Genomic DNA, 24,988 nt, shown 5'->3' on the forward strand with positions numbered 1-24,988 from the left:
GGGCGGCCGAGGCGCTAGACCGTCCGGACCTTGATCTTGGCGTGCTCGTTGATGCCCATGGCGGCAAAGAACATGGCCACCAGGCGGTGCGGCTCGCTGAAGCTGACGCTGCGGTTCTCGCTGCGGCGGCTCAGCACCCAGTTCAGCAGATCACCCGCGGCCATGAAATCCAGCCGGATCAGGTGCGGGCAGTTGACGTTGATGACGGTGGCGGTGCCCAGATCACCGGCCAGCTTGCGCAGCAGTTCGGAGATGTCGCCACTGAGCTGGCCGCTGAGCTCCAGGTCCAAGCTGGGCTCCAGCCGCGCCTGCTCGCTGATCTGCGACTCCAGGAAGGAGGTCGAGGCGCCCTCGGGCGCGGCGGTGCTGGTGGCCGGGCCGGTGGTCGAGAGCGTGGCACCGCTGACGCCGACGCGGCAGCGCGTGCGTTCCCAGGACGGCGGTGACACCTCGTAGGTGACGCAGTAGTCGATCGCCGCTTCGTCGAACTGATCGGGGCGGTTGACCAGGCGCAGGGCCTCCAGGCGCAGCATCCAGAGCTGGGGGTCGATGTCGCGCACGCCGATCGGGGTCAGCTCGCGCAGGGCTTGCAAAAAAGCCTCGCCCGAAAGCCAGCGCATGTCCACCTGCTGCTTGGCCCATTCGCGGAACACGCCGTGCAGTTGCACGCTGGCGCTGGGGGTGATCTGGCGCGCGGCCGACCAGTCCAGCACCCAGGGCATGGGCAGGTTCTGGCAGCGCTTTTGCAGCAGGGCCACGGCCTCGTCGTCGATGGTTTCGGGCGCCGCCCAACCGACTCCGCCGCTGGCCTTGGCCATGGGGGCACGCTGCTGCTTGGCCGCGGCCTCGGCCACCAGCTTGGGCAGGGAGAACCACTGCGGCGCCGAGCGGCCGAATTGCTGGGCGTAGTTGAGCGCCAGTGCCTCGAACTTGGCCTGCTGGCCGGTGGCGCGGTAGTGGTCGAACAGGACCAGCCAGGTTTCGCCGTCACCGTGGCGGCGGCCGCCGCTTTGGGTCAGCTCGACCAGGGCGCGCTCGCAGCTCTCGTAATCGGCATTGGCGAAGGCGATCACGGCTTCGTCCAGCTCGGGGTCATGGATCAGCTCATGCACCTCGATGGGCTTGCTCTCGACTTTCTTGCCGGCCTTCTCTTCCGCCACATGGAAACTCAGGGGCTGGTCCAGCACGGGCAGGGTGCTGAGGCCGGCCGGCGGCGTGGTGGCGGGTGTGGCCGCTTTGGCTGCGGCCGGCTTGGCGGCCTTGGCCGGTTTGGCCAGGCCGGTGGCCGGCGCCGGTTTGGCCGGCGGGAAGGGCACCGCGGGCAGGGCGCCGAGATTGGGCAGGCGGCTGGGCTTGGCGTCCGAGAGCGGGGCCATGCCCACGCCCATGGTCAGGGCCGAGGCGCCGCCGCCGCCCTTGCTGTCCAGCTTGCTGTCGCGCTGCGTGCTGCTGTGGGCGAACTGGCTGCCGCGGCCGTTGCGGCTGGGCACGCCATCGGCGGGAATGGTGGAGGGCGAGAAATGCACCGGCCGCGTGCTGGTTTCAAAGAAACCGGGCGGATGGGTGGTTTGCAGCTGGGTGGGGGCGAAGCTCTCGCCGGCCATTTGCTGCTCGATCTCATCGATCTTGGCCTTCACGCCCAGATCGATCTTGGAATTGACCTCGCTGTGGCCGCTGGCGCGCTCGACTTCTTCCAGCTTGGAGCTGGAGGAGCCCAGGGCGGCGAGTTGCTCGGGCGTCAGGCCTTCGCGGCGGATGCGGCGCAGCATGTCCAGCTCGCGCTTGCGCACGAAGTCATTGCGGCGTTTGCGCTCGACCATGGCGCGCAGCTCGGCCTTGGCCTGGTCACCTTCCGGGTCGTCCTGGCGCGAGTTGATCTCGGCCCAGTCCGTGGTCGGGTTGGCCACAAAGCGCGCGACCTTGCGGAAGAAGCTCTCGCCGTCTTTCGGTTCTGTCATGCGCGCTGGGCCTTGGGTGGAGGATGTGGGGTGGTGATGAAGGGCGGTTGGTGGCACCGGAGCGCCCCTGAGTGCGGTATCGGCAGGCCGATGCGCGCTCAGCAGCTCGGCCCTCGATCAGTCACCGAACATCTTTTGCTTCATCTCGCGGCGTTGCTGGGCTTCCAGCGACAGCGAGGCGGTCGGGCGGGCGATCAAACGGCCCAGGCCGATGGGTTCGCCGGTTTCGTCGCAGTAGCCGTACTCGCCGTTGTCCAGGCGAGCCAGGGACTGGATGATCTTCTTCAGCAGCTTGCGCTCGCGGTCGCGGGTGCGCAGCTCCAGGGCGTGCTCTTCCTCGATGGTGGCGCGGTCGGCCGGGTCGGGGACGATGGAGGTGTCTTCGCGCAGGTGCTCGGTGGTTTCGCCGGCATTGGACAGCACGCCGTTCTTCAGCTCATTGAGCTTGGCACGGAAGAACTCGACTTGCTTGGGGCCCATGTACTCGGAGTCGGGCATGGCCAGCACTTCGGCATCGGTCAGTTCGGCGCCAGACTTGGTCTTCCAGGCATTGGCCAGCTTGGGGTCGGCCTTGGCGGCTTTGTTGGAATTCTGAGGGCTTTCGATCACGGGCGTAGTCATTTGTCGGGTGGGCGGCTTCGGGGGAGCGAATCGGTCAGCGAAGCGGCTGTTTCCGGTCGGTGGAGGGCTGGCATCGAGCAAAGCGACAGCTGGCGAGGTCCCTGCGGCATCCACTTTGGACGACTTGGCCGTGGCCTTGCTGGTTTTGCTCGGCTTGGCATCGGCGTCAGGCTTGTTGGCTGACGTCGGGGTCGGGTTCGGGGCCTGGATCTTGCTCACGTTTCTCTCCTCGCTCCGGCAGACGATCTGAATGTCTCTGTCGGGCTAGATTGCAATCGGGACCAGCTGATTCGCTTTTTCGGGCGCCGCGGATTGTAGCCAGCTTGAGTGTGCGCTCTGAATGCCTGAGTTAGGGGAGTTTTCCCCCGGTCTCAAGCCCCTATTTCGCCACTTCGGCCGGCTCTTTTCCGTGCGGTGCTCAGGCCAAGCAGCCTTCCAAACCTTGCAAGAGGATTTCCTTGGGCAGGTCGATGCCGATGAAAACCATTTTGCTCGTCTTTTTCTCGCCGGGCATCCAGCGCGGGCCCAGGTCCGAGCCCATCAGCTGGTGCACGCCCTGGAAGATCACGCGCTTGTCAGTGCCCTTCATATTCAGCACGCCTTTGTAGCGCAGCAGCTTGGGGCCGTAGACCTGGACGATGGCGCCCAGGAAGTCTTCCAGCTTGGCCGGGTTGAAGGCGCGGTCGGATTTGAAGACGAAGGATTTCACGTCATCGTCATGGACATGGTGGTGCGGGTGGTCGCAGTGCTCGCCATGCTCATGGTCGTGATCGTGGTGATGGTGGTGGTCGTCCACCTTCAGGAAATCGGGGTCGATCTCCAGCTTGGCGTTCAGATTGAAGCCTCGCAGGTCCAGCACGCGCGACAGCTCCACCTCACCGAAGTGCACGCGCTGCTGCGGCGCGCGCGGGTTCATGTGCTTGAGGCGGTGGCTCAGGGCGTCGACGGCGGCGCTGTCGACCAGATCGGCCTTGCTGATGAAGATCTGGTCGGCGAAACCCACCTGGCGGCGTGCTTCCTGGCGGCTGTCCAGCTGTTGGGTCGCATGCACAGCGTCCACCAGGGTCAGCACACCGTCCAGCAGATAGGCTTCGGCGATCTCGTCGTCCATGAAGAAGGTCTGGGCCACCGGGCCGGGATCGGCCACGCCGGTGGTTTCGATGATGACGCGCTCGAAATCGAGCTCGCCGCGGCGCTTCTTGGCGGCCAGGTCGGACAGGGTGGTGCGCAGGTCTTCACGGATGGTGCAGCAGACGCAGCCGTTGTTCATCTGGATGATCTGTTCCTGGGTGTCGGCCACCAGGATCTCGGTGTCGATGTCCTCTTCACCAAACTCGTTCTCGATCACGGCGATCTTTTGGCCGTGGGCTTCCGAGAGCACGCGCTTGAGCAGGGTGGTCTTGCCGGATCCGAGGAAGCCGGTGAGGATGGTGACGGGGATGAGACCTTTGGACATGATGGGTTCGCGCGCGGCGCTCTGCTAGAAAAACCAGCCCTGGATATGGGGGCGGGTGAATGTCCTGCAAGAGCCTTGTCATGTCAATCGGTTATTCTGCAAGCTTGTGTAACTACGACACGCAGTCCCAGTGTCTGAACCTCAGCCTAGTCGGCCCTCTGCAAATCATGCAAAAGGGGGCGAAAGAAAACCATCCGCAGTGCCGCGCGGCCTCCTGGTGCGCATGTTGGAGTTTCTCCACCCCGGCCCGGATTCCAAGAGTGAGCTGCTGGAGGCCCTGGCCGATGCCGAGCAGCGCGAGCTGATCGAGCCCGAATCCCGTCAGATGCTGGAAGGCGTGCTTCGCATGGCCGAGCTCAGCGCCGGCGATGTGATGGTGGCGGCGCCGCGCATGGATTTGCTCGACATCGATGCGCCCTACGACGAGTTGCTGGCCTCGGTGATCGACACCGGCCATTCGCGCTTCCCGGTCTTCGAGGGCCAGCGCGACAACATCATCGGCATCCTGCTGGCCAAGGATTTGCTCAAGATCCAGCGTGCGCCGGAGCTGAACCTGCGCGCCCTGCTGCGGCCGACCGTGTTCGTGCCCGAGAGCAAGGGCCTCAATGATCTGCTGCGCGATTTCCGCTCCAACCGCAACCACCTGGCCATCGTCATCGATGAGTTCGGCAACACCGCCGGCCTGATCACCATCGAGGATGTGCTGGAGGAAATCGTCGGCGAGATCGAAGACGAGTTCGACGACAAGGACGGCGAATCCGGCATCTACACCCTGGCCGATGGCAGCCAGCGTGTGGCCGGCGACACGCCCATCGCCCAGGTCAACCAGGCTTTCAGCGTGCAGCTGGCGCTGGACGAATTCGACACCATTGGCGGCCTGGTGGCCCAGGAGCATGGCCGGGTGCCCCGCCGCGGTGAGGTGGTCGAGCTGGCCGGCCTGCGCTTTGCCGTCATGCTGACGCGCGGCGGCTCGGTGCGCTGGTTCAAAGTCACCCGCATTCCCAAGACCGAGGCCTGATGCGCAAGCTGCTTCCTACTTTCCTGACCTCGACCAAGGCCGCCCCCCGGGTGGCCTTTTTTGCGGCCTTGCTGGCCGGGTGTCTGCACACCGCGTCGTTTGCGCCGCTCGACGCCTGGTGGCTGCAGATCCTGGCCCTGGCCGGTCTGGCCAGCCTGGCTTGGGCTGCGAGCCCGCGCCGGGCGGCGCTCTTGGGCTTTGGCTTCGGCCTGGGCTGGCTGAGCAGCGGCTTGTGGTGGCTGCACATCAGCATGCATCAGTTCGGCGGCATTCCCTGGCTGCTGGCCGCGCTGGCTGTGCTCTTGCTGGCCGCGTTTCTGTCCTGTTACTACGCGGCCCTGCTGGCCCTGTGGGCGGCACTGCGGACGCGCGCACAGCCCGGCCCCGCGCAGCAGGTGTTGATGTTTGCGGCCACCTGGCTGCTGGCCGAGCTGCTGCGCGCCACCGTGTTCGGCGGCTTCCCGTGGATTGCCAGTGGCTATGCCCACACCGTCGGGCCGCTGGCGGCTTGGGCGCCCTGGGTGGGCATCTACGGCATCTCGGCCTTGGCGGCCCTGGCTGCCGCAGCACTGGCGGCGCTGGCCTTGCCGGCGGTGCGCGCCTGGCGGCCGGCTGCGGCAGTGCTGGGTCTGCTGGCACTGGCGGCGGCGCTGTTGCCGCAGGACTTCACCCGCTCGACGGGCTTCATGAAAGTGTCCCTGCTGCAACCCAATGTGCCGCAGGATCAGAAGTTCGACCGTGATCGGATCGAGGGCAATCTGGAGCAGCTGGCCCAGCTGATCGAATCGGCACGCGGCCAGCTGGTGCTGACGCCGGAATCGGTGGTGCCGGTACCCATGGCCTTTCTCGACCCTGCCTACCTGACGCGCCTGCAGGCGGCTTCGGTCGACCGGCCGCTGCTGCTGGGCAGTTTTCTGGGCAATGAGCAAGACGGATTCGTCAATTCCCTGCAGAGCTTTGGCAGCCTGCCCAGCTACAGCTATGGCAAGCGCCACCTGCTGCCGTTTGGCGAGTTTGTGCCGCATGGATTCCGCTGGTTTGTGGACTTGATGGGCATCCCCATGCAGGACCAGGCGCGTGGCCAGCACCAGCGCGCCTTTGCCGTGGCCGGCCAGCGTGTGCGGCCCCTGATCTGCTACGAGGATCTGTTCGGCGAAGACTTCGTTGAGAGCGTGCGCGGGCCCGAGGCCGCCACCGTGCTGGCCAATGTCAGCAATCTGGCCTGGTTCGGCACGGCGATGGTGCTGGACCAGCACCTGCAGTTCTCGCGCATGCGCGCGCTCGAATTCCAGCGCCCCTTCATCCGCTCGACCAACACCGGCGCCACCGTGGTGCTGGACCACCGCGCCGAGCGCGCGGCCCAGCTGCCGCCGGCTCAGGCCGGCGTGCTGGAGGCCGAGGTCGAGGGTCGCCTGGGTGACACGCCCTATGCCCGCTGGCTGCAGGCCTGCAGTCTGTGGCCGCTCTGGCTGGCCGCTGTGGCCCTGCTGCTGATCCCCGTGATCCGGGGGAGGGCCGGGGCCCCGGAAGCAGGCCGCCGCGCCTCGTAGAATCGGCGCAGCTCGAGGGCAGCTCTCGTCTGCCTGTTCATCACCTCTTCATTATTAGCCTGTGGCGCAAGCCCGAGTCCGAACTCTATGCTGAGCTTCCAGCACATCATCTTGACCCTGCAGGACTACTGGTCCAAGCAGGGCTGCGCACTCCTCCAGCCCTACGACATGGAAGTCGGCGCCGGCACCAGCCACACCGCCACCTTTCTGCGCGCCCTGGGCCCTGAGCCCTGGAAGGCCGCCTACGTCCAGCCCAGCCGCCGCCCCAAGGATGGCCGCTACGGCGAGAACCCCAACCGCCTGCAGCACTACTACCAATACCAGGTGGTACTCAAGCCCGCGCCGGCCAACATCCTGGAGCTCTACCTCGGTTCGCTCGAAGCCCTGGGCTTTGACCTGAAGAAGAACGATGTGCGCTTCGTCGAGGACGATTGGGAAAACCCCACCCTCGGTTGCTGGGGCCTGGGCTGGGAAGTCTGGCTCAACGGCATGGAAGTGACCCAGTTCACCTATTTCCAGCAGGTCGGCGGCATCGACTGCAAGCCCATCACCGGCGAGATCACCTACGGCCTGGAGCGTCTGGCCATGTATTTGCAGGGCGTGGAGTCGGTCTACGACCTGGTCTATGTCGAAGGCAAGGACGGCGCACCGGACATCAAGTACGGCGATGTCTTCCACCAGAACGAGGTCGAGCAATCGACCTACAACTTCGAGCACAGTGACGTCGAGTTCCTGCTGACCGCTTTTGCCGCGCACGAGAAGCAGTCCAAGCACCTGATGGAGCAGCAGCTGGCCCTGCCCGCCTACGAGCAGCTGCTCAAGGCCGGCCACAGCTTCAATCTGCTGGACGCCCGCGGCGCCATCAGCGTGACCGAGCGCGCGGCCTACATCGGCCGCATCCGCAATCTGGCACGCGCCGTGGCGCAGAGCTATCTGGAAAGCCGCGCACGCCTGGGCTTCCCCATGGCGCCGAAGGAATGGGCCGATCAAGTCATCGCCCAGATTGAAAAGAAGACAAAGGCGGCCTGAGCCATGACGACGACTGCTGTGAACAAAAACCTGCTGATCGAACTGTTTGTCGAAGAGCTGCCGCCCAAGGCGCTCAAGAAGCTGGGCGAGGCTTTCTCCGCCGTGCTGGTGGACAGCCTCAAGGCCCAGGGTCTGGTGGGCGAGGGTGCGCAAGCGACCGCCATCGCCACGCCGCGTCGCCTCGGCCTGCATCTGACGAACGTCGCGCCCAAGGCCGCCGACCGCGCCGTGCAGCAAAAGCTGATGCCGGTGGCCGTGGCGCTGACCGCCGAGGGCCAGGCCACGCCGGCCCTGCTGAAAAAGCTGGCCAGCATCGGCGCCGATGCTTCGGTGCTGCCTCAGCTGAAGCGCTTGCCCGATGGCAAGGCCGAGGCCCTGTTCCTGGACCAGCTGGTGCCCGGTGCAACCCTGGCCGAAGGCCTGCAAAAGGCCCTGGACGAGAGCCTGGCCAAGCTGCCCATCCCCAAGGTCATGACCTACCAGCTGAAAGACGGCTGGACCGATGTGAAGTTCGTGCGCCCGGCCCATGGCATCGTCGCCTTGCACGGCGCGGAGCTGGTGGCCGTGTCGGCCCTGGGCTTGCAATCGGGCCGCACGACGCGCGGCCACCGCTTCGAGGCCAGCGCGCCCGAGCTGACGATTGAAAGCGCCGACAGCTATGCCGCGCAGATGCGCGAGCAGGGCGCCGTGATCGCCGGCTTTGCCGAGCGCCGCGCCGAGATCGCGCGCCAGCTGCAGGCCGCAGCGGCCAAAGAAGGCCTCAAGCCCATCGAGGACGAGGCCTTGCTGGACGAGGTGACGGCCCTGGTCGAGCGGCCGAATGTGCTGACCTGCCAGTTCGAGCCCGAATTCCTGGCCGTGCCGCAGGAATGCCTGATTCTCACGATGAAGGCCAATCAGAAGTACTTCCCCCTGCTCGACGCCGCCGGCAAGCTGACGCACAAATTCCTCGTCGTCAGCGCCATCAGCCCGGCCGACGCCAGCGCGGTGATCGAAGGCAATGAGCGTGTCGTGCGCCCGCGCCTGGCCGATGCGAAATTCTTCTTCGACCAAGACCGCAAGAAGACCTTGGCCGATCGGGTGCCAGGTCTTGCCAAGGTGGTGTATCACGGCAAGCTGGGCACGCAGGGCGAGCGCGTTGAGCGCGTGCGAGCCATCGCCCGCGCCATCGCCGGCCTGCTGGGCGGCGGCGCGCTGACCGAGCAAGCCGATCAGGCTGCGCTGTTGGCCAAGTCCGATCTGCTGACCGATATGGTCGGCGAGTTCCCCGAGCTGCAAGGCATCATGGGTGGCTACTACGCCCGCCACGACGGCCTCAGCGAGGCCGTGGCCCTGGCCGTGGAAGACCACTACAAACCTCGCTTTGCCGGCGACGAGCTGCCGCGCAACGAGGTCGGCCTGGTCGTGGCCCTGGCCGACAAGCTGGAGACCCTGGTCGGCCTGTTCGGCATCGGCCAGCTGCCCACCGGCGACAAGGACCCATTCGCTTTGCGCCGCCATGCCCTGGGCCTGGTGCGCATGCTCAGCGAGCGCGCGCCCACGCTGGCGCTGGACGCCTTGATCGAAGCAGCCGTGCCGGCCTTCGGTGCCCTGATCCAGAACCCCGCCGGCCCGCTGGCCGACTTTGTTTTCGACCGTCTGTCCGGCTCGCTGCGCGAGCAGGGTTACAGCGCCCAGGAAGTCGACGCCGTGCTGGCCCTGCGCCCACAGCGCCTGGCCGATGTGGCCGCGCGCCTGACGGCCGTGCGCGCCTTTGCCGCCCTGCCGGAAGCCGCCGCCCTGGCCGCCGCCAACAAGCGCATCGGCAACATCCTGAAGAAGAGCGAAGAGCCGGTGCAAGCCCAGATCAACGAGGCCTTGTTGGTCGAGCCCGGTGAGCAGCATCTGGCCGCGGCGCTGACGAATGCCAAGCCGATTGCCGATGGCCTGTTCCACAACGGCGAGTACGCGGCTTCCCTGCGCGAGCTGGCTGTGCTCAAGGCCCCGGTCGATGCCTTCTTCGATGGCGTCATGGTCAATGCCGAAGACCCGGCCCTGCGTGCCAACCGTCTGGGTCTGCTCAAGACCTTGCACGAAGCCATGAACCGCGTGGCCGAGCTGGCGCGTTTGGCCTCCTGATCCTTTCCGCACCGCCACAAAAGGTCGCCACTCTATGCGCTCAGATCACAGCCACAGCATGAAGCTGGTCATCCTGGGCCGTGATGGCACGCTCAACGAGTACCGCGACGACCACGTCAAATCGGTGGATGAGCTGGTGCCCGTGCCCGGTGCGCTGGAAGCGGTGGCGCGGCTCAACCATGCCGGCTGGCACACGGTGATGGCCACCAACCAGCCCGGCATCGGCCGTGGCCTGCTGGACATGGCTTCACTGAACGCCATCCACATCCGCCTCAACCAGCTGCTGGCCGAGAAGGGGGGGCGTCTCGACGCCGCCTTCTTCTGCCCGCACACGCCCGAGGAAGGCTGTGATTGCCGCAAGCCCCTGCCGGGCCTGGTGCAGCAGATCGGTGAGCGCTTCGGTGTCGAGCTGCCCACCATCCATATGGTCGGGGCCAGCCTGCGCGATGTGCAGACGGCTCAGGCGGCCGGCTGCGTGCCCCATCTGGTGCGCGGCGCGCGACTCGGCGATCTGGACGAGGCGCAGTTGGCGGCCCTCCTGGCCAAGGTGCCGGGCGTGCGGGTCCACGCCAGCCTGGGCGCATTTGCCGAGCATCTGATCCAGAAAGACCGGCGCAGCAAGGCCGATGCCCGCGGTCAGGCCTTGGCGCCCGACACCGCCCCGGGGGCGCTCACTTGAAGACCGGTGCCAGTGCGCCACCACCGCCGGGGGCTGTATCGGCGGCTCCGATGGCCAGCTTGCTGGCAGCGCTGCGTTCCGCCGTGTTTGTGCTCTGGCTGACGGCCACCGTCATCCCCTGGGCGCTGGCGGTGCTTTTGATCTCGCTGTTCGCCAAGGGCGACACGGTGTACTGGGCCTGTGCCGGCTGGCTGCGTCTGGCCATCCACAGCGCGCGCCTGATCTGCGGCGTGCAGTGGCGCATCCAGGGCATGCAGTATCTGCCCAGCCAGGCCGACCGCCGCTCGGCCGTCATCCTGCTGCCCAAGCACCAGAGCACCTGGGAGACCTTTGCCTTCCCGGCCCTGATGTCGCATCCGCTGGCCTATGTCTTCAAGCGCGAGCTGCTCTACGTGCCCTTCTTCGGCTGGGCCATGGCGCGCATGGACATGATCCACATCGACCGCAGCAAGCGCGCCGAGGCCTGGGCGAAAGTGGCCGCGCAAGGCAAGCGCCTGGCGGCCCAGGGCAACTGGGTCATCATGTTCCCCGAGGGCACGCGCACCGCGCGCGGCCAGAAGGGCGAGTACAAGACCGGCGGCACCCGCCTGGCCATCGAGACCGGTGTGCCCGTGGTGGCGATCGCCGCCACCTCCGCCCGCTGCTGGCCGCGCAAGAGCTTTTTGCTGCGCCCCGGCGTGGTGGACATCTCCATCGGCCGGCCGATCGCGCCGCAGGGCCGCGAGGCCGGCGAGCTGATGCGCGAGGTGGAAAGCTGGATCGAGGCCGAAATGCAGCGCCTCGACCCCGAGGCCTATCCCCAGACCCAGGCCGGTGCACGCCGCGCCGCCGCCGCTCCGCCGCCGGCGGGTGCGATGCAGGCCTGAGCCCGGGCGCTTGATCATCACCATGCTCAAGAATCTCTTGCAAGGCGCCCAGCTGAGCCTGTTCGGTCAAGAGGCCGCACCGGCCCGCAGCGAGGCCGAGGTGCTGCAAAACCCGCGCGCCCAGCGCGAGCTCAGCCTGGGTGAACACCGTGTGGCTTATGAGCTCAAGCGGGCGCGCCGGCGCAGCATCGGCTTTGTGGTGGGCGCCCAGGGCCTGCGCGTCAGCGCGCCGCGCTGGCTGCCGCAGGCCGATATCGAGCGGGCCCTGCAGCACAAGGCTGATTGGATCCTGCGCAAGCTGGTGGAGCAGCGCGAGCGCGCCCGCCGCGTCGAGGCCTCACGCATCGAGTGGCGCGATGGCGCCAGCCTGCCTTACCTCGGCGCGCCCATCACCCTGCGCCTGGAGCCGCAGCGCAACGGCGTGCTGTTCGACGAGGCCGAGCGCGTGCTGCGCATTGGCCTGCCGCTGGCGGCCAGCGAGGAGCAGCTGCGCGACACCGTGCAGGCCTGGCTCAAGCGACGCGCGCGTGCCGATTTCGAGCCGCGCTGCCAGCGCTTCGGCGCCGCCCTGGGCGTGCAGATGACCCAACTGCGCCTGAGCTCGGCCCAGACCCGCTGGGGCAGCGCCAGCGCCGACGGCTCCATCCGCCTGAACTGGCGCCTGATCCATTTCGCACCAGCCATCATCGATTACGTGGTGGCCCACGAGCTGGCCCATCTGCGCGAGATGAACCACAGCCCGGCCTTCTGGGCCGTGGTGCGCTCGGTGCTGCCGGACTTCGAAACCGCCCGCGGTCGCCTGCGCGAAGAGTCCATCGTCAGCGAGTGAGCGCGCAGCCGTTTCAGGTTCACCGGTTCACCTGTTCACGTGTTCACCCCTCCCGCAAAGTGAACAGGTGAACGGGTGAACAGGTGAGGGGGCGGGCTCGGGTGGGGGCTTATCCCTCTTTGGGGGGGCTTGTTCCCTAAGAGGGTGACGATAGACACTCTGGGCCAACGCTGTCATCACCCGCACCCAGTTCTAGATTCCATACGGCGTGGAATCACTCGCAGCCCGGCTGCCGAGGGGTGCTAAAAGGGGCCGAGTGTCCGCCATCCTTGACGTTGCCTTTGCCGGCAGCCTCAGCGATGGCGGATTTCTTTTGGGCGCGGCGCTTCGGGCCGGCTCAGGTCTTGGGTGCCGCCGTCGGCGTGGCCAGGGTGCTGAAACGGTAGATGCCGTCGGCGCCGCGCTCGCGGCGCAGCTGCCCGCCCAGCCAGAGTGAGTTCAGGTGGGCCACCGATTCGCCCATGGCAAAGGTGGTCTGGTGCAGATCCAGCTTGCGTTTGAACAGCAGCTCCAGCAGCTCGGCCGCATGGCAGGGCTTGTCGGCGCAGGCCTGGCGCACATCGGCCAGGCGCTCGACATGGTGCTCCTGCAACTGCTCGATGCGCGCATGAAGGCCGCGGAAGGGCAGGCCATGGGCCGGCAGCACCAGAGTGTCGGCCGGCAGGCTGAGCAGGCGCTGCAGCGAGTCGAGGTAGAGGCGCAGCGGGTCGGCCTCGGGCTCGACATCGACCACCGAGACATTGGTCGAGATGCGCGGCAGCACCATATCGCCCGAGATCATCAGGCCGAGTGCGGCGCAGTAGAGGCTGATGTGCTCGGGCGCATGGCCGTAGCCGACCAGGCATTGCCAGCTCTGGCCGCCGATCTGCAAGGTCTTGCCGCCCATCAGGCGGCGAAAGCTGGCCGGCACCTGCGGCACCATGCTCGGGTAGTAGCTGCTGCGGGCGCGGATTCTGGCCAGGGCCTCCGGGTCGCTCAGGCCATGGCTGGCGAAGAAGGCCGCGGCGGTCTCGCCGCCCATGCCCACGGTCGAGCCGCTGGCCAGGCGGGCCAGGTGAAAGTCGGTGGCGCTGATCCAGAGCCGGCATTCGTGGTGCGCCGGCAGGCCCGGCGCCACGGCGCCGCTCCAGCGCTGACAGAGCCATTGGGCCAGGCCGATGTGGTCGGGGTGGAAATGGGTGACGATCACGCGCAGCACCGGCAGGCCCTCGAGCTGATCGGCAAAGATGGCTTCCCAGTTCGCCTGCGTCGCTTCATTGGCCACGCCGCAATCGACGATGGTCCAGCCCTGGATCTTGGCCCCCTCGCTGCCGTCGATCTCGTCGCGCAGCAGCCAGAGGTTGATGTGGTCCAGCGCAAACGGCAGGCCCATGCGCAGCCAGCGCACGCCGGGCGCCAGCTCGATCAGTTCGCCCGGGCCGGGACGGGCGTCGCCGAGCGGGTAGTGCAGTTCCGATTCGCGGGGATTGGCCATGGTCGTTCAGCAAGAAGCAGAAATTGGGAGGGGAGAGGGCAAGGCCCGACGCGGCGCCGCCTCGCAGGTGCATAGAATTGCCGCTTACGTCAACGTCAATGCGAGCGAGCCCCAGTTTAGCCATGAGCACCGTCACCCCACCGAATGCCGCGAGCGAGGGTGCCCGCCAGTTCACCATCACCGAGCTGGCCCATGAGTTCGACATCACGCCCCGGGCCATTCGTTTTTACGAGGACATGGGCCTGCTCGAGCCCTCGCGCGCCGGCCGCAACCGCGTCTACACCCACCGCGACCGCACTCGCCTCAAGCTGACCCTGCGCGGCAAGCGCCTGGGCCTGAGCTTGCAGGAGATCAAGCAGCTGGTCGATATGTACGACGCCTCCAGCGGCGCCGCGCCGCAGCTGCGCGCCTTTCTGGAGGTGCTGCAGCAGCACCGCCGCCAGCTCGAGCAGCAGCTCGACGACATCGAGGTCACCCTGGCCGAGATCGCCCAGCACGAGGACCGTTGCAAGAGCCTGCTCAAGCAGGTCAAGTAAGAGCCAGGAAAAAGAAAGGGCCGCGGAACAGCGGCCCTGTTTCTAACGGCTTTCTTCCTCAGCTTTTCAGGGCCAGCACCGGCCGCATGGCCATGGCCTGCAAGCCATGGTGCAGGCTGGCGATCAGGCTCACCAGCAGCAAGCCCAGCAGGGCCAGGGCTTGCGGCCACAAGCCCATGGCCGCCCGGTCGGCAAACTGGCTCAGATAGCTTTGACCCAGCCACCAGGACAGCGGCAGGGCCAGCAGGGCCGCGATCAGCAGCAGGCCGGCGAACTCACGCAGCAGCCGCGTCAAGGCCTGGCCGGCTGAGGCGCCGTAGAGCTTGCGCAGCACCAACTCGCGCGCATGGCGCTGCACCAGATAGGCGGCCAAGGCATAGACGCCGAAGCCCGCCAGGGCCAGGGCCAGCACACTGCTGGCCGTGACCAGCTCGGCCAGGCGCAGGTCGGCGCGGTAGGGCTCCTGCATGGCCGCTTCCACGGCTTCCAGCTGCAGGGCTTGGTCCGGCACATAGCGCTTCCAGATCGGTGCGATCAAGGCCTCGGCCCGCGCCAGGCTGGCGGGTTCTCCCTCGCGCAGGCGCAGATTGAGCACCCAGGCGCCGCGGCCCGTGGCCAGCACCTGTTCGCTGCGCTTGAGTGCGAAGGCATGGGGCTGGCTGGGCTGGCGGGTGCTTTCCAGCACCAGCTGCGGCACCACGGCGGCTATGCGCCAACTCTGCTGGCGCTGGGCCAGGCCGGTGTAGGCCAGACGCAGATCCTGGCCCACGGCCTGCTCAGCCCGAGCCCAGCCGAGAGCGCGCAGCGCCGGCAAGTCCAGCACCACCGTGTCTTGCTCGCCCGTGCGCAACTGGCCGGCCAGCAGGGGAATCCGGTAGAGGGTGAAGAAATCGGCGTCGACATGGACGACCCGCAGCTTGCGGGCCTCCCCGCCGTCGCTGCCCAGGTCCGCGCGCAGAAAGCCACCCTCGCGCTCGATCCGACCGCTGCCGGGCACGCTGTCGCTCCAGGCCAGGGCCTGCACCTCGGGGCGCTGAGCCAGGGCCTGGCGCAGGTCTTCGGCCAAGGCCGGGCTGGCGCCATCGGGCATGCGCAGGGCCAGCACGCCGTGGGGGTCAAAGCCCAGATCGCGCGCCAGCACATGGCGGTTCTGCAAGCTCAGGATCAAGGCCAGGCTGCAGACCAGGAGCGCCACGCCGAACTGCAGCACGGTCAGGGTGCGGCGCAGCCAGCGGCCTGAGGCGCCCTCACTGGCTTGCCGGCCTTGCAGGGCGGCGGCCGCATTCTGCCGCCAGGCCAGCCAGGCCGGGTAAAGGCAGACCAGGCCACCCAGCAGCGTGCAGCCCGCGGCCAGGCCCAGCAGGGGCAAGGCTTGCAAGAGGCTGTCCGGCACCGGCAGCTGCAGCACGCCGGCCAGCCAGGGCACCATCAACCAGGCCAGCAGCACCGCCAGCGCGGCCGCCAGCGCGATGCTCAGTTGCGCTTCGGCCGCGAACTGCAGCAGCAGGCGGCGCGGGCCCAGGCCCAGGCTTTTGCGCACGGCGATCTCGCGCTGGCGCTGCACCGTGCGCACGCTGCTGAGGTTGATGAAATTGAGCAGGGCCAGGCTCAGCAGCAGGACCGCCACGCCGCCCAAGGCCCACAGGGCTTGCACCCGCAGGCGCCCTTCGCGGCCTTCGAAGGGCAGGCGGGTGATGGGCAGGGCGCGCATGAAGGCCGCTTTGCGGCCGTCGGCCGTCCAGTCGGGCGGCAGCTGCTTCATGATGGGGCTGGCATCGAGCAGGGCTTGAGCCAAGGCGCCGACCTGAGCGGCGCTGGCGCCGGGTGCCAGACGGCCATAGATGCGCCCGGTGATCTGGAACCAGGCGCTGCGCATTTCTTCGTCGAGCTCGGCGGCGGGCGAGTCGAAGCCGATGAAGGCCGGCTCGCGCAGCGTGCTTTGTGAGCCCGGGTCGGCCAAGAGAGCGCAGACGCTGAGCATGTGCTTGCCCGCGTGCAGAAGCTGACCCAGGGCGGGCCGCTCGCCGAAGAGCTGGCGGGCCAGGCTCTGTCTCAGGACGATGGTGTCGGGCCGGGACAGGCAGGCCTTCAAGTCGCCTTGCAGGCTGCGCAAGCCGAACAGCTCGACGGCGCTGACATCCAGGGCCAGCACGGCGCTGCGCTGCTGGCGCTCGCCCACGCGCAAGGTCAGCCAGTCGTTGCTGCTGCGGCTCAAATGCTGCAGCGGCGCGCCGGATTTCTGCAGCGCCTCGTGCAGGGCAAAAGGCGCGCCCAGAAACCAGTCCTCCTGGCGGCCCGGCATATTGCCGTGGAAATCGAGCATCACGATGCGCTCGGGTTCCTGCAGCGCCGGGTCAGGCCGGTAGCGTTCGCCCAGCATCACGGCGAGCAGGTAGCTGGCCGCCAGAGCGAGGGCCAAGCCCAGGATCAGCACCGAAGCATTGAAGGGCTCAGCCCGCAATTGCCGGGCCGCCACGCGGAGGTCGAGCAGTCTCATGCCTGGCCCGCCGCTTCAGTCGCGCAAGGCCTGGATGGGCCGCATGGACATGGCCGCCAGGGCATGGCGCAGGCCGGCCAGGCCGCTCATCAGCAAGGTGACCAGCAAGGCCGCCAGCAGCGGCCAGCCGCCCATCTGTGCGCGCTCGATGAAGCCGCTCAGGTACTGCTGGGCGATCCACCAGATCAGCGGCAGGCTGATCAGGGCGGCCAGGCCCAGCAGGGGCGCGAACTCCTTGATCAAGAGCGCGGCGATGTGGCGGTGGCCCGCGCCGTGCAGCTTGCGGATGACGATCTCCAGCGCCGCGCGCCGTACCGTGTAGGCCGCGAGGGCGTAGACCCCAAAAGCGGCCAGCAAGAGCGCCAGGAGGCTGGTGACGGCGATCAGGCGGCCGATATTGCGGTCCAGGCGGTAGCGCTGGGCCAGTTCTTCATGCACGCTGCTCAGCAGCAGCACATCCTCAGGAAAGTAGCGAGGCCATGCTTCTTGGGCTGCTGCACGCAGGGCAGGCAGGTCGGACCCGGCCAGCGTGAGCACGCTGTGGCCATGCTTGAGCAGCATGAAGAGCTGGGGCTGGCGGAGATCGCGGGCCGATTCTTGCCGGATCGGGCCGCTCACCGCCTGCACCCGCACCTCAAGATCCTCGGCCAGCATCACCTGTCCGAGCGCGTCGTTCGGCGAAGCAAAGCCCATGGCTTGGGCCGACGTGGCGTCGATCAGCACGGGCCAGACTTGCTTGGGCACGCTCGGATCAAAAGGTGAAACCTCGGGCACGCTGACGCCATCGAGACTGCCTGCCAGCAGAGGGATGCCGTAGGTGTCCACGAAGCTGCCGTCGGCCAGACTGCGACGGGTGGAGACCTTGGTCGCACCGCGCGTCAGGCTGACCACGGCCCCAATGCCGTTCCGGCCGGGGATGTCGTCACTCATGCTCAGGCGCTGCACGCTCGCGTGCCCTCGCAGGGCTTCGTACAGGCCGAGCTTGGCTTCGCGCTTGGCACTTGGCGGTAGTTCGATGGCCAACAGACCTTCGGTCTTGAAACCTGGGTTCAGGCGGGCCACGAACTCGCTCTGCCAGACCACCACCACGGCCGCGCCCGACAGGGTCAGCGCCGCGCTGAATTGCAGCACCGTCATGGCGCGGCGCAGGCGGCGGCCGGCAGCGCCCTCGCTCTGCTTGCGGCCTTGCAAGGCCGGGGCGCAGTGCACGCCCAGGGCCACGCGCGCGGGGTAGAGCCCGGTCAGCGCACCCAGCAGCAGGCAAGCCAGGGCCAGGCTGATCAGCTGCGCCGGGGCGAACAGCTTGCTTGCAAACTGCACATCGAGCAGGTCGGCAAAGCCAGGCGCCAACAGCCAGGCCAGCAGCAGGCCGACGACGCCGGCCAGCGAGGCCACCAGGCTGGACTCCAGTACAAACTGCAGGCCCAGGCGCGCCGGGCTGGCGCCCAGGCTCTTGCGCACGGCGATCTCGCGCTGGCGGCGCAGGGTGCGCACGCTGCTGAGGTTGACGTAGTTGATGGCGGCCAGGGCCAACATCGTCAGCGCCATGAGGCTGAGCGCGCTGTAGAGCATCAGCCGGGTCTGGCTGCCGCCGCCCTCGAAGGGAATGCGGGTCAGTGGCATGGCACGCACGAAAGCGCTCTTGCGACCGCCGGCGCGCCATTCGGGCGGTACCTCGGTGGTGCCTGGACTGCGGTCGAAGATGGACTGCATCAAAGTGCCGAGCTGAGCCGCGCTGGCGCCATCGGCCAGGCGGGCGTAGACATTGCCGTTGATGAAATACCAGGCGCGCAGCATCCAGGGGGCTTGGTCAGAGGCGGGCGACTCGAAGTTGGCCAGCACATCGAACTCCAGCTCGCTGTTCGCGGCCTGGCGAGGCAGCAGGGCCGCGACCGTCATCTCCTGCCCGCGCATGCGCAGGCGTTGGCCCAGCACATCGCTGCTGCGGCCGAACAGACGCTCCGCAGCGCCGGTGGTGAGGGCCACCGTGTCGGGCTTGCTCAGCGCCGCCCGCACATCGCCGCTCAGGGCCTTGAGGCCGAAGATGTCGACCAGTTCCGGGTCAGCGAACATGACATGGTTCTTGCTGACCTGCTCGCCGACGCGCAAGCCGAGGTCGCTTTCCGCCACCCGTGCCACATGGCTCACCGGTGCTTTCGCATCGAGCAAGGCATGGCGAAAGACAAAGGGCATGGAGCTGAACCAGTCGTCGTTGCGACCGGGGATGTTGCCCTTGAATTCCAGGCGCACGACCCGGTCGGGCTGCGGCACGCTGGGGTCGGGCAGCCAGCGGTCGTTGAGCAGCAGGGCGATCAGATAGGCGGCGGCGATGGCCACAGCCAGGCCCAGCACCACCACCAGGGAGTAGGCAGGTTCGGCCAGCAGCTGGCGCCAGCTGACGCGCAGGTCTTTGAGTTTCATGAGAGTCCTTTCTGGCCTGAGCTTGAGAATTTTTGTAGCGAGCGGCTGTCAGGCTAGGCGGACGGAGCACAGGAACCGGAACGTACTTCCTGTACGTGAGGATTCCGAGCACCGGACCAACGACGCATGGCAGTCGCGCAGTAGAAAATTCACAAGCTCTCAAGCCGCCATGGCATCGACGAGGATGCGGCCGTCAAGGAGTCGCAGGCAGCGCGAGGCCTGGGCCGCGTGCTCGGGTGAGTGCGTCACCATCACCAGGGTCGTGCCTTCCTCATTGAGCTCGCGCAGGATGCGCATCACCTCGTCGCCTTGGGCGCTGTCGAGGTTGCCGGTCGGCTCGTCGGCCAGCAGCAGGGCCGGGCGCGAGACGATGGCGCGGGCGATGGCCACGCGCTGCTGCTGGCCGCCCGAGAGCTGCGAGGGCCGGTGATTGGCGCGGTGGTCGATGCCCAGGCGCAGCATGGCGGCGTCCACACGGCCGGCGTGTTCGCGGCGCGGCACATCGCCGTACTCCAGGGCCAGCTCGATGTTCTCGCGCACGCTCAGGTCGTCGATCAGATTGAAGCTCTGGAACACAAAGCCGATGCGGCCGCGGCGCAGGGCGCTGAGCTGGCGCTCGTTCCAGCCAGTGACGTTTCGGCCCTCGAACCAGTACTCGCCGCTGCTCGGTGCGTCGAGCAGGCCCAGGATGGACAGCAGGCTCGATTTGCCGCAGCCCGAGGGGCCGGTGATGGCCAGGTACTCCCCCGCTTCAATTTCCAGGTTGATCTGATTCAGGGCGGTGGTTTCGACCTCGCTGTTGCGGTGCAGCTTGCTGAGGTTTTTCAGTTGGATCATGGGGTGTTCCTTCCTCGTGGAGTGTTCGGTGCAAATGGGGTGGGGTCATGGGGTGGGGTCAGGTCTTGAGCTTGAGCAGGGGCGCGTCGCCGTAGGCGCGCACCTTGGAGACGATCACGCGCTCGCCGGGCTGCAGGCCGTCCAGCACCTCGATGCGGCCGGCCGCGCGGCGGCCCAGGCGCACCGGGCGGCGTTCGGCTGCGGTGCCGTCGGCGGTCAGCACATAGACCCAAGCGCCGCCGCTGTCGCCGTAGAAGGCGCCGTCATCGATCAGGCGGGCGCGGCTGGGCTGGCCCAGCACGATGCGTGCGTCCAGGCTCTGGCCGGCCTGCAGGGCCGGCGGCAAGCCTTGGCTGAACTCCAGCTCGACGCCGAAGCGGCCGTCCTTCACCTGCGGCAGGCGCTGGCTGACGGTCAAGGGCCAGGTCTTGCCACCGGCCTCCAGCGTGGCCTGCAGGCCTTTTTGCACGCGCGCCAGGTAGAACTCATCGACATTGCCGGCCAGCTTGAAGCTGGCGATGTCGTCGATGCGGCCGAGCCGGTCGCCCGGCTTGACGCTGCTGCCCACCTGCAGGCTGAAGCCGCTGAGCTGGCCGTCGCGCGGCGCCCGGGCGGAGAGGCCGGCGGCGGCCTGGCGCACCACGGCCAGGCCTTCGCTGAGGCCCTTGACCGCGCGCTCCATCTCGGCCACGGCCTGCTCGCGGGTGCGGATCTCGGCCGCGCCGTCTTCGCGCGCCTGGGCCAGCAGGCGTTGCTGCTGCTCGCGCTTGAGCTGGGCATCCTCCAGCACCGATTTGGAGACGAAGCCCTGGGCAGCCAGGCTTTGCTGGCGGGCCAGGTCGTTCTCGGCCCGGGTCAGCTCATGCTGCAGGCTGCTGAGGTCGCGGCGCAGCATGCTCTGCGCATTGGCCAGGGCCGTGCGCTGCATGGCCAGATTGGCCTGCTGTTGGGCCACCTCGGCCGAGCGCTGCAACACCTCCTGCTCGCGCTGTGGGTTGGACAGGCGGTAGAGCAGGGTGCCGGCCTTGAGCATGTCGCCGTCGCGCACCAGCACCGCGTCGACGCGGCCGGCGTCGGTGGCATCCAGCAGCACCTGGTGGGCGGGCACGACCTGGGCGCGCAGGGTCAGCTCGTCGCGGAATTCGCCCTCGGCCACGGTCGAGATGCTCAGCTCGGCCAGGGGCACCGCCAGGCCGCGCGGCACGCTGAGGTAGAGCGCGGAGGCCGCTGCCAACGCAGCCAGGCTGAAACCGGCCCAGCGCAGGGCGCGGGCGTATTTCTTCTTCGGCAAGGGGCGGTCCATGGCGGCGCCGGTGACGGGGGGCAGGCGATGCAAATTCGCGTTCATGGCCGCTGTGTTTGCAAAGCGCGTGCCAGGCTGAGCCCCGCTGTTTCCCATGCCGTTGCCGGGGCGACTGTCCGGGAGCGGACATCCGGCCGCCGTGTCGCCTGAGCAGCTGTCCGGAATCGGACAGGTGCGCGCCCCAGCGCGCTGCTAACCTCGCGCCATGGCGATCTTGATACTGGACGACGACCCCGATGTGGCCCTGGCGGCGCGCTTGCTGCTGCAGCGCCGCTTCGGCCCGGTGCGTCTGCTGCATCAGCCCGAAGCGCTGCTGCCGGCCCTGGATGCGGGCGATGTGGAACTGCTGCTGCTGGACATGAACTTCCTGCCCGGCCGCACCGATGGGGCTCAGGGTTTGGAGCTCTTGCAGCGTGCCCTGGCCCACAGCCCCGAGCTGCCGTTGATTGTGATGACGGCCTATGCCGAGGTGAACCTGGCCGTGGCCGCGCTCAAGGCGGGCGCTTTCGATTTCGTCACCAAGCCCTGGGACAACGCCAAGCTCTGCGCCACCGTGGCCGCAGCCCTGGCCCGACGCGCGCCGCAGGGCGGGGTGGGCCAGCCCTCGGCCCTGCTCGGCGAGGCGCCGGCCATGCGCGAGCTGCGCGCTCTGATCCAGAGCGTGGCGCCGACCGAGGCCAATGTGCTGGTGCTGGGCGAGATGGGCTCGGGCAAGGAGCTGGTGGCGCGCGAGATCCATGCCGGGAGCAAACGCGTCGGCGAGATCTTTCTCGCCGTGGACCTGGGCGCCCTGTCCGAGACCACGCTGGAGAGTGAGCTCTTCGGTCACAAGCGCGGCAGCTTCACCGATGCGCGCCAGGAGCGGCCCGGCCGTTTTCAGGCCGCGGCCGGCGGCACGCTCTTTCTCGACGAGGTGGCCAATCTGCCCCTGGCCGGCCAGGCCAAGCTGCTGACCGTGCTGGAGCGCCGCGAGGTGACGCCGCTGGGCGCCGATCGGGCGCTGCCGGTCGATGTGCGCATCGTCAGCGCCACCAATCTCGACGAGGCGGCGCTGTTCGACCCGCTGCGCTTCCGCCCCGATCTGCTCTACCGCCTCAACACCATCGTGCTGCGCGTGCCGCCGCTGCGCGAGCGCCGCGAAGACATTCCGCTGCTCGCCCGCCACTACCTGGCCGCCTATGCCCAGCAGTACGGCAAGCCGCTGCGCGACTGCAGTGCCGCCGCCTGGCAGGCTCTGCAGGCGAACGACTGGCCGGGCAATGTGCGGGCTCTGCGCCACGCCTGCGAGCGGGCCGTGATCCTGGGGCAGGGCACGCAGCTGGAGGCGGCAGACTTTGGCTTGAATGCCGCCACCATTCAAGCCCCAGCGGCTGCGACTGCGGCGACTTCGAGCGCCGGTCCGAGCCTGAGCCTGCACGAGCGTGAGCGCGAGGCCCTGGACCAAGCCCTGCGCCAGGCCGAGGGCAATATCAGCCAGGCCGCGCGCCTGCTGGGCCTGAGCCGCGCAGCGCTCTACCGACGCATGGAAAAGCATGGGCTCTGAGCACCCGCCGCTGTCGCCGGCACAGCTTCAGCTGCGACGCAGCCAGCAGCTGCGGGGCCAGGTGCTGCTCGCCGCCCTGCTGCTGGCGCTGGGTGCGGCCGGCCTGGTCTGGCAGCAAGGCTCGCCGCGCTGGCAGGTGCTGATTGTGCTGGCCCAGTTGGCCGTGGCGCGCTGGGGCTGGCTGGCTTTGGGGCGTTTGCAGCTGCCCGCACCCGCCCTCGATCAGCCGCAGGGCAACCCGGCGCTGCAGGCCGATCTGCAGCAGAAGCTGAGCTTGCTGGAGGGCGAGCTGGAGCATGTGCCGGTGGCCTTGCTGCGCATCAGCGGCGAGCAGGTGACGGCGCTCAATGTGCGCGCGCGCCGCCTGCTGGCGCCCGGCGGGGCGCTGGAGCGCGAGGCCCTGCTGGCGCAGCTGCGCGAGGCCCGCGGCGAGGCCGGACGCGAGCTGCTCAGCGTCGCCACCGAGCGCGGCCAGGAGCGCTGGCTGCTGGCCGGCAACCGCCTGAGCCTGGGCGGTGTTGAGGCGCGGTTGCTGGCCTTGCTGCCTCTGGAGTCCGAGCTGGAGGCCGAAACCCTCAAGGCCTGGCGCCAGCTGGTCCATGTGCTGACGCATGAGATCATGAACTCGCTCACGCCGATTGCCTCGCTCTCGCGCAGTGCGCGCGAGATGCTGGGTGACCCCGAGGCCGGGCCCGACCTCAACCTGGCCCTGGACACCATCGCCCGCCGCGCCGCCTCGCTCGCGGCCTTCGTCGGTCATTACCGCAGCATCAGCGAGCTGCCGGCGCCCCAAGCCGAGGTGCTGCAGCTGTCCGAGCTGTTTGCGCGTTTGGAGCAGCTGGTGGCCGCCGACTGGCGCGCCCGTGGCGGCGAGGCCAGCTTCACGGTCGAGCCCGAGAGCTTGAGCCTGCGCGCCGACCCGGGTCAGCTGGAGCAGGCCTTGCTCAACCTGATCAAGAACGCCGCCCAGGCCACGGCCGGTGTGCCGCAGCCGCGCCTGCAGGTGCGTGCCCGTCTGGTGCGCGGCGGCCGCCTGGCCCTGGAGGTGCGCGACAACGGCCCCGGCGTGCCGGCGGGTCTGGAGAACGACATCTTCCTGCCTTTCTTCAGCACCCGCAGCGCGACTCAGGCGCGCGAGGATGGCAGCCACGGCATCGGCCTGGCCCTGGTGCGCAAGCTGATCCATGGCATGGGCGGCACGGTGCGCTACGTCAAGCCGGTGACGGGTGGGGCCTGCTTTGTGCTGAGCTTTTAGAGGCGCGCAGGTGGCTCAGGCCAGGGGCAAGTCCTGGCGCAGGGCCCGCGACTCCTCGTCATGCAGCGCCACCACGGCCTGCAGCTCGGGGTGGATGAAGCCACTGCCCAGGGTTTCGAGATAGCGGCAGGAGGCGTAGCTGGCGGCCTGGCGTTCGTAGCGCGCGATCCAGTCCTGGCGCGCCGGCATCTGCTCCGGTGACACCGGCCAGGTGCCGGAGCGCGGGCGGATGCGGCCGGTGAGACCCATGCGCCAGGGCTTGCCGCTCAAGCGTGCGCGAAAGCAGTTCTGGTTCAAACACATGCGCACATAGTTCTCGTCGGCGCCGACGGCCTGGAAGAAGGCTCGGCTGAGGTCGGAACGTGCTGCCATGGTCTCGTGCGTGGCCAGCAGGCGCAGTCCGGCCGGTGTCTGGTAGAGGCGCAGACTCCAGTTGGGGTGTTCGGCCAGAAAGGCCTGGATGCGCCGACGCTGGACTTGCAGCGGCCCCCCGCGCACGGCCAGCCACAGGCGCCGGACCTGCTGAGTCGCGGGCGCCGCCAGCAGCAGGGACAGGAAGAGAAGCAGGACAAAGGTGCCAGAACTGCGAAACAGCCAGGCCAGCAGCCCCGACCCCAGGCACAGCAGCGCCCAGCCGAGCAAGCCCTGCCAGAGACGGACTTCAATCTTGAAATCGATGTCGGCGAACAGGGCATGTTCGGTGTTCAGGCAGCGCGCGCCGTAGGCATTGCGAGTCACGACCAGTTCGCCCTGCCGTGCCACCACCTCTTCGCGAATGGGCACGCCCTCGCTGCCGTTGTAGGGCATCTTCAGCTCACGCGCCGTCAAGGCCTCGCCGGCCATGCGGCGCCGCAAAGCCTCCTCGACCCGGGCCTCGGCCATGGCCTGCGCATCCTCGGGGCTGAGGTTGGACCAGCCGAAACGCCTCACGGTGACGGCATGGCCTCTCCTTGTTTGTGTGCGACGGGCTTCGGCCCAGTGGTCGGGAATGATCATGG

Annotated in this window: 19 protein-coding genes; 10 read left to right on the forward strand and 9 right to left on the reverse strand. The window is 68.1% G+C overall.

Features of this window, described 5'->3' with window-relative positions; genetic code table 11:
- Positions 1-14: 14 nt before the first annotated feature.
- From C1O66_RS00540 to C1O66_RS00550, 3 genes are all read right to left on the reverse strand, one after another.
- A complete protein-coding gene (locus tag C1O66_RS00540) occupies positions 15-1,958 on the reverse strand; it encodes an STAS domain-containing protein (protein WP_102766065.1) in 1,944 nt (647 codons plus the stop codon).
- A 117-nt stretch (positions 1,959-2,075) separates the two neighbouring features.
- Positions 2,076-2,798, reverse strand: a complete 723-nt coding sequence (gene dksA / locus C1O66_RS00545; RefSeq protein ID WP_394341011.1) for an RNA polymerase-binding protein DksA — start codon at positions 2,796-2,798, stop codon at positions 2,076-2,078.
- A gap of 199 nt (positions 2,799-2,997) precedes the next feature.
- Positions 2,998-4,035 carry a CobW family GTP-binding protein gene (locus C1O66_RS00550; protein WP_102766067.1) on the reverse strand — a complete coding sequence of 346 codons (1,038 nt, stop codon included), beginning with the start codon at positions 4,033-4,035 and terminating at the stop codon, positions 2,998-3,000.
- Positions 4,036-4,258: 223 nt separating this feature from the next.
- Between C1O66_RS00550 and C1O66_RS00555 the strand changes: the two genes are divergently transcribed.
- The 7 genes from C1O66_RS00555 to C1O66_RS00585 all read left to right on the forward strand — a co-directional run bounded on the left by C1O66_RS00555 (position 4,259) and on the right by C1O66_RS00585 (position 12,124).
- Entirely contained in the window at positions 4,259-5,053 is a 795-nt protein-coding gene (locus tag C1O66_RS00555; protein ID WP_102766568.1) for an HlyC/CorC family transporter, read from the forward strand.
- Positions 5,053-6,603, forward strand: a complete 1,551-nt coding sequence (gene lnt, locus C1O66_RS00560) for an apolipoprotein N-acyltransferase (RefSeq protein ID WP_102766068.1) — start codon at positions 5,053-5,055, stop codon at positions 6,601-6,603. Before C1O66_RS00555 ends, lnt begins: the two co-directional genes overlap by 1 nt.
- 87 nt (positions 6,604-6,690) lie before the next feature.
- Positions 6,691-7,632 carry a glycine--tRNA ligase subunit alpha gene (glyQ, locus tag C1O66_RS00565; RefSeq protein ID WP_102766069.1) on the forward strand — a complete coding sequence of 314 codons (942 nt, stop codon included), beginning with the start codon at positions 6,691-6,693 and terminating at the stop codon, positions 7,630-7,632.
- A 3-nt stretch (positions 7,633-7,635) separates the two neighbouring features.
- Positions 7,636-9,750 carry a glycine--tRNA ligase subunit beta gene (glyS, locus tag C1O66_RS00570; RefSeq protein ID WP_207795873.1) on the forward strand — a complete coding sequence of 705 codons (2,115 nt, stop codon included), beginning with the start codon at positions 7,636-7,638 and terminating at the stop codon, positions 9,748-9,750.
- Between the two features lie 58 nt (positions 9,751-9,808).
- On the forward strand, positions 9,809-10,429 hold the full coding sequence (gene gmhB, locus C1O66_RS00575; protein WP_102766570.1) for a D-glycero-beta-D-manno-heptose 1,7-bisphosphate 7-phosphatase: 621 nt from the start codon (positions 9,809-9,811) through the stop codon (positions 10,427-10,429).
- 50 nt (positions 10,430-10,479) lie between these two features.
- Positions 10,480-11,295 (forward strand): lysophospholipid acyltransferase family protein, encoded by an 816-nt coding sequence (locus C1O66_RS00580; RefSeq protein WP_102766070.1) that lies wholly within the window; start codon positions 10,480-10,482, stop codon positions 11,293-11,295.
- Between the two features lie 22 nt (positions 11,296-11,317).
- Positions 11,318-12,124: a M48 family metallopeptidase gene (locus C1O66_RS00585; RefSeq protein WP_102766571.1), complete on the forward strand. Its 807-nt coding sequence runs from the start codon at positions 11,318-11,320 to the stop codon at positions 12,122-12,124.
- Positions 12,125-12,461: 337 nt separating this feature from the next.
- Here C1O66_RS00585 and C1O66_RS00590 read toward each other — a convergent pair whose 3' ends face one another.
- Positions 12,462-13,598: an MBL fold metallo-hydrolase gene (locus C1O66_RS00590; RefSeq protein ID WP_102766071.1), complete on the reverse strand. Its 1,137-nt coding sequence runs from the start codon at positions 13,596-13,598 to the stop codon at positions 12,462-12,464.
- A 98-nt stretch (positions 13,599-13,696) separates the two neighbouring features.
- Between C1O66_RS00590 and C1O66_RS00595 the strand changes: the two genes are divergently transcribed.
- Positions 13,697-14,134, forward strand: coding sequence for a MerR family transcriptional regulator (locus tag C1O66_RS00595; protein WP_102766072.1), 438 nt, complete (start codon positions 13,697-13,699; stop codon positions 14,132-14,134).
- 58 nt (positions 14,135-14,192) lie between these two features.
- Here C1O66_RS00595 and C1O66_RS00600 read toward each other — a convergent pair whose 3' ends face one another.
- From C1O66_RS00600 to C1O66_RS00615, 4 genes are all read right to left on the reverse strand, one after another.
- The gene (locus tag C1O66_RS00600; RefSeq protein WP_102766073.1) at positions 14,193-16,631 is read right to left on the reverse strand and encodes an FtsX-like permease family protein; all 2,439 of its coding nucleotides are present in this window, start codon (positions 16,629-16,631) and stop codon (positions 14,193-14,195) included.
- 15 nt (positions 16,632-16,646) lie between these two features.
- Positions 16,647-19,052 carry an FtsX-like permease family protein gene (locus C1O66_RS00605; protein WP_102766074.1) on the reverse strand — a complete coding sequence of 802 codons (2,406 nt, stop codon included), beginning with the start codon at positions 19,050-19,052 and terminating at the stop codon, positions 16,647-16,649.
- Positions 19,053-19,211: 159 nt separating this feature from the next.
- Positions 19,212-19,889: an ABC transporter ATP-binding protein gene (locus tag C1O66_RS00610; RefSeq protein ID WP_102766075.1), complete on the reverse strand. Its 678-nt coding sequence runs from the start codon at positions 19,887-19,889 to the stop codon at positions 19,212-19,214.
- Positions 19,890-19,947: 58 nt separating this feature from the next.
- On the reverse strand, positions 19,948-21,237 hold the full coding sequence (locus tag C1O66_RS00615) for an efflux RND transporter periplasmic adaptor subunit (RefSeq protein ID WP_102766076.1): 1,290 nt from the start codon (positions 21,235-21,237) through the stop codon (positions 19,948-19,950).
- Between the two features lie 160 nt (positions 21,238-21,397).
- On the opposite strand from C1O66_RS00615, the gene C1O66_RS00620 reads away from it, so the two are divergent.
- Both C1O66_RS00620 and C1O66_RS00625 read left to right on the forward strand, forming a co-directional pair.
- Positions 21,398-22,735, forward strand: a complete 1,338-nt coding sequence (locus C1O66_RS00620) for a sigma-54-dependent transcriptional regulator (protein WP_102766077.1) — start codon at positions 21,398-21,400, stop codon at positions 22,733-22,735.
- Positions 22,725-23,990 carry a sensor histidine kinase gene (locus C1O66_RS00625; RefSeq protein WP_102766078.1) on the forward strand — a complete coding sequence of 422 codons (1,266 nt, stop codon included), beginning with the start codon at positions 22,725-22,727 and terminating at the stop codon, positions 23,988-23,990. Before C1O66_RS00620 ends, C1O66_RS00625 begins: the two co-directional genes overlap by 11 nt.
- Before the next feature lie 15 nt (positions 23,991-24,005).
- On the opposite strand, the gene C1O66_RS00630 is transcribed toward C1O66_RS00625, so the two are convergent.
- Positions 24,006-24,986, reverse strand: coding sequence for a hypothetical protein (locus tag C1O66_RS00630; protein ID WP_102766079.1), 981 nt, complete (start codon positions 24,984-24,986; stop codon positions 24,006-24,008).
- Positions 24,987-24,988: the final 2 nt, after the last annotated feature.

It is taken from the genome of Paucibacter aquatile (genome assembly GCF_002885975.1).
Taxonomy (GTDB): domain Bacteria; phylum Pseudomonadota; class Gammaproteobacteria; order Burkholderiales; family Burkholderiaceae_C; genus Paucibacter_A; species Paucibacter_A aquatilis.

Coding starts and splice junctions, on each gene's coding strand:
- C1O66_RS00605 (WP_102766074.1), bottom strand. CDS start 19,052: ATGAAACTCAAAGACCTGCGCGTCAGCTGGCGCCAGCTGCTGGCCGAA.
- C1O66_RS00580 (WP_102766070.1), top strand. CDS start 10,480: ATGGCCAGCTTGCTGGCAGCGCTGCGTTCCGCCGTGTTTGTGCTCTGG.
- C1O66_RS00615 (WP_102766076.1), bottom strand. CDS start 21,237: ATGAACGCGAATTTGCATCGCCTGCCCCCCGTCACCGGCGCCGCCATG.
- glyQ (WP_102766069.1), top strand. CDS start 6,691: ATGCTGAGCTTCCAGCACATCATCTTGACCCTGCAGGACTACTGGTCC.
- C1O66_RS00555 (WP_102766568.1), top strand. CDS start 4,259: ATGTTGGAGTTTCTCCACCCCGGCCCGGATTCCAAGAGTGAGCTGCTG.
- C1O66_RS00630 (WP_102766079.1), bottom strand. CDS start 24,986: ATGATCATTCCCGACCACTGGGCCGAAGCCCGTCGCACACAAACAAGG.
- C1O66_RS00585 (WP_102766571.1), top strand. CDS start 11,318: ATGCTCAAGAATCTCTTGCAAGGCGCCCAGCTGAGCCTGTTCGGTCAA.
- C1O66_RS00625 (WP_102766078.1), top strand. CDS start 22,725: ATGGGCTCTGAGCACCCGCCGCTGTCGCCGGCACAGCTTCAGCTGCGA.
- C1O66_RS00550 (WP_102766067.1), bottom strand. CDS start 4,035: ATGTCCAAAGGTCTCATCCCCGTCACCATCCTCACCGGCTTCCTCGGA.
- C1O66_RS00590 (WP_102766071.1), bottom strand. CDS start 13,598: ATGGCCAATCCCCGCGAATCGGAACTGCACTACCCGCTCGGCGACGCC.
- C1O66_RS00540 (WP_102766065.1), bottom strand. CDS start 1,958: ATGACAGAACCGAAAGACGGCGAGAGCTTCTTCCGCAAGGTCGCGCGC.
- C1O66_RS00595 (WP_102766072.1), top strand. CDS start 13,697: ATGCGAGCGAGCCCCAGTTTAGCCATGAGCACCGTCACCCCACCGAAT.
- C1O66_RS00620 (WP_102766077.1), top strand. CDS start 21,398: ATGGCGATCTTGATACTGGACGACGACCCCGATGTGGCCCTGGCGGCG.
- gmhB (WP_102766570.1), top strand. CDS start 9,809: ATGAAGCTGGTCATCCTGGGCCGTGATGGCACGCTCAACGAGTACCGC.
- lnt (WP_102766068.1), top strand. CDS start 5,053: ATGCGCAAGCTGCTTCCTACTTTCCTGACCTCGACCAAGGCCGCCCCC.
- C1O66_RS00600 (WP_102766073.1), bottom strand. CDS start 16,631: ATGAGACTGCTCGACCTCCGCGTGGCGGCCCGGCAATTGCGGGCTGAG.
- C1O66_RS00610 (WP_102766075.1), bottom strand. CDS start 19,889: ATGATCCAACTGAAAAACCTCAGCAAGCTGCACCGCAACAGCGAGGTC.
- glyS (WP_207795873.1), top strand. CDS start 7,636: ATGACGACGACTGCTGTGAACAAAAACCTGCTGATCGAACTGTTTGTC.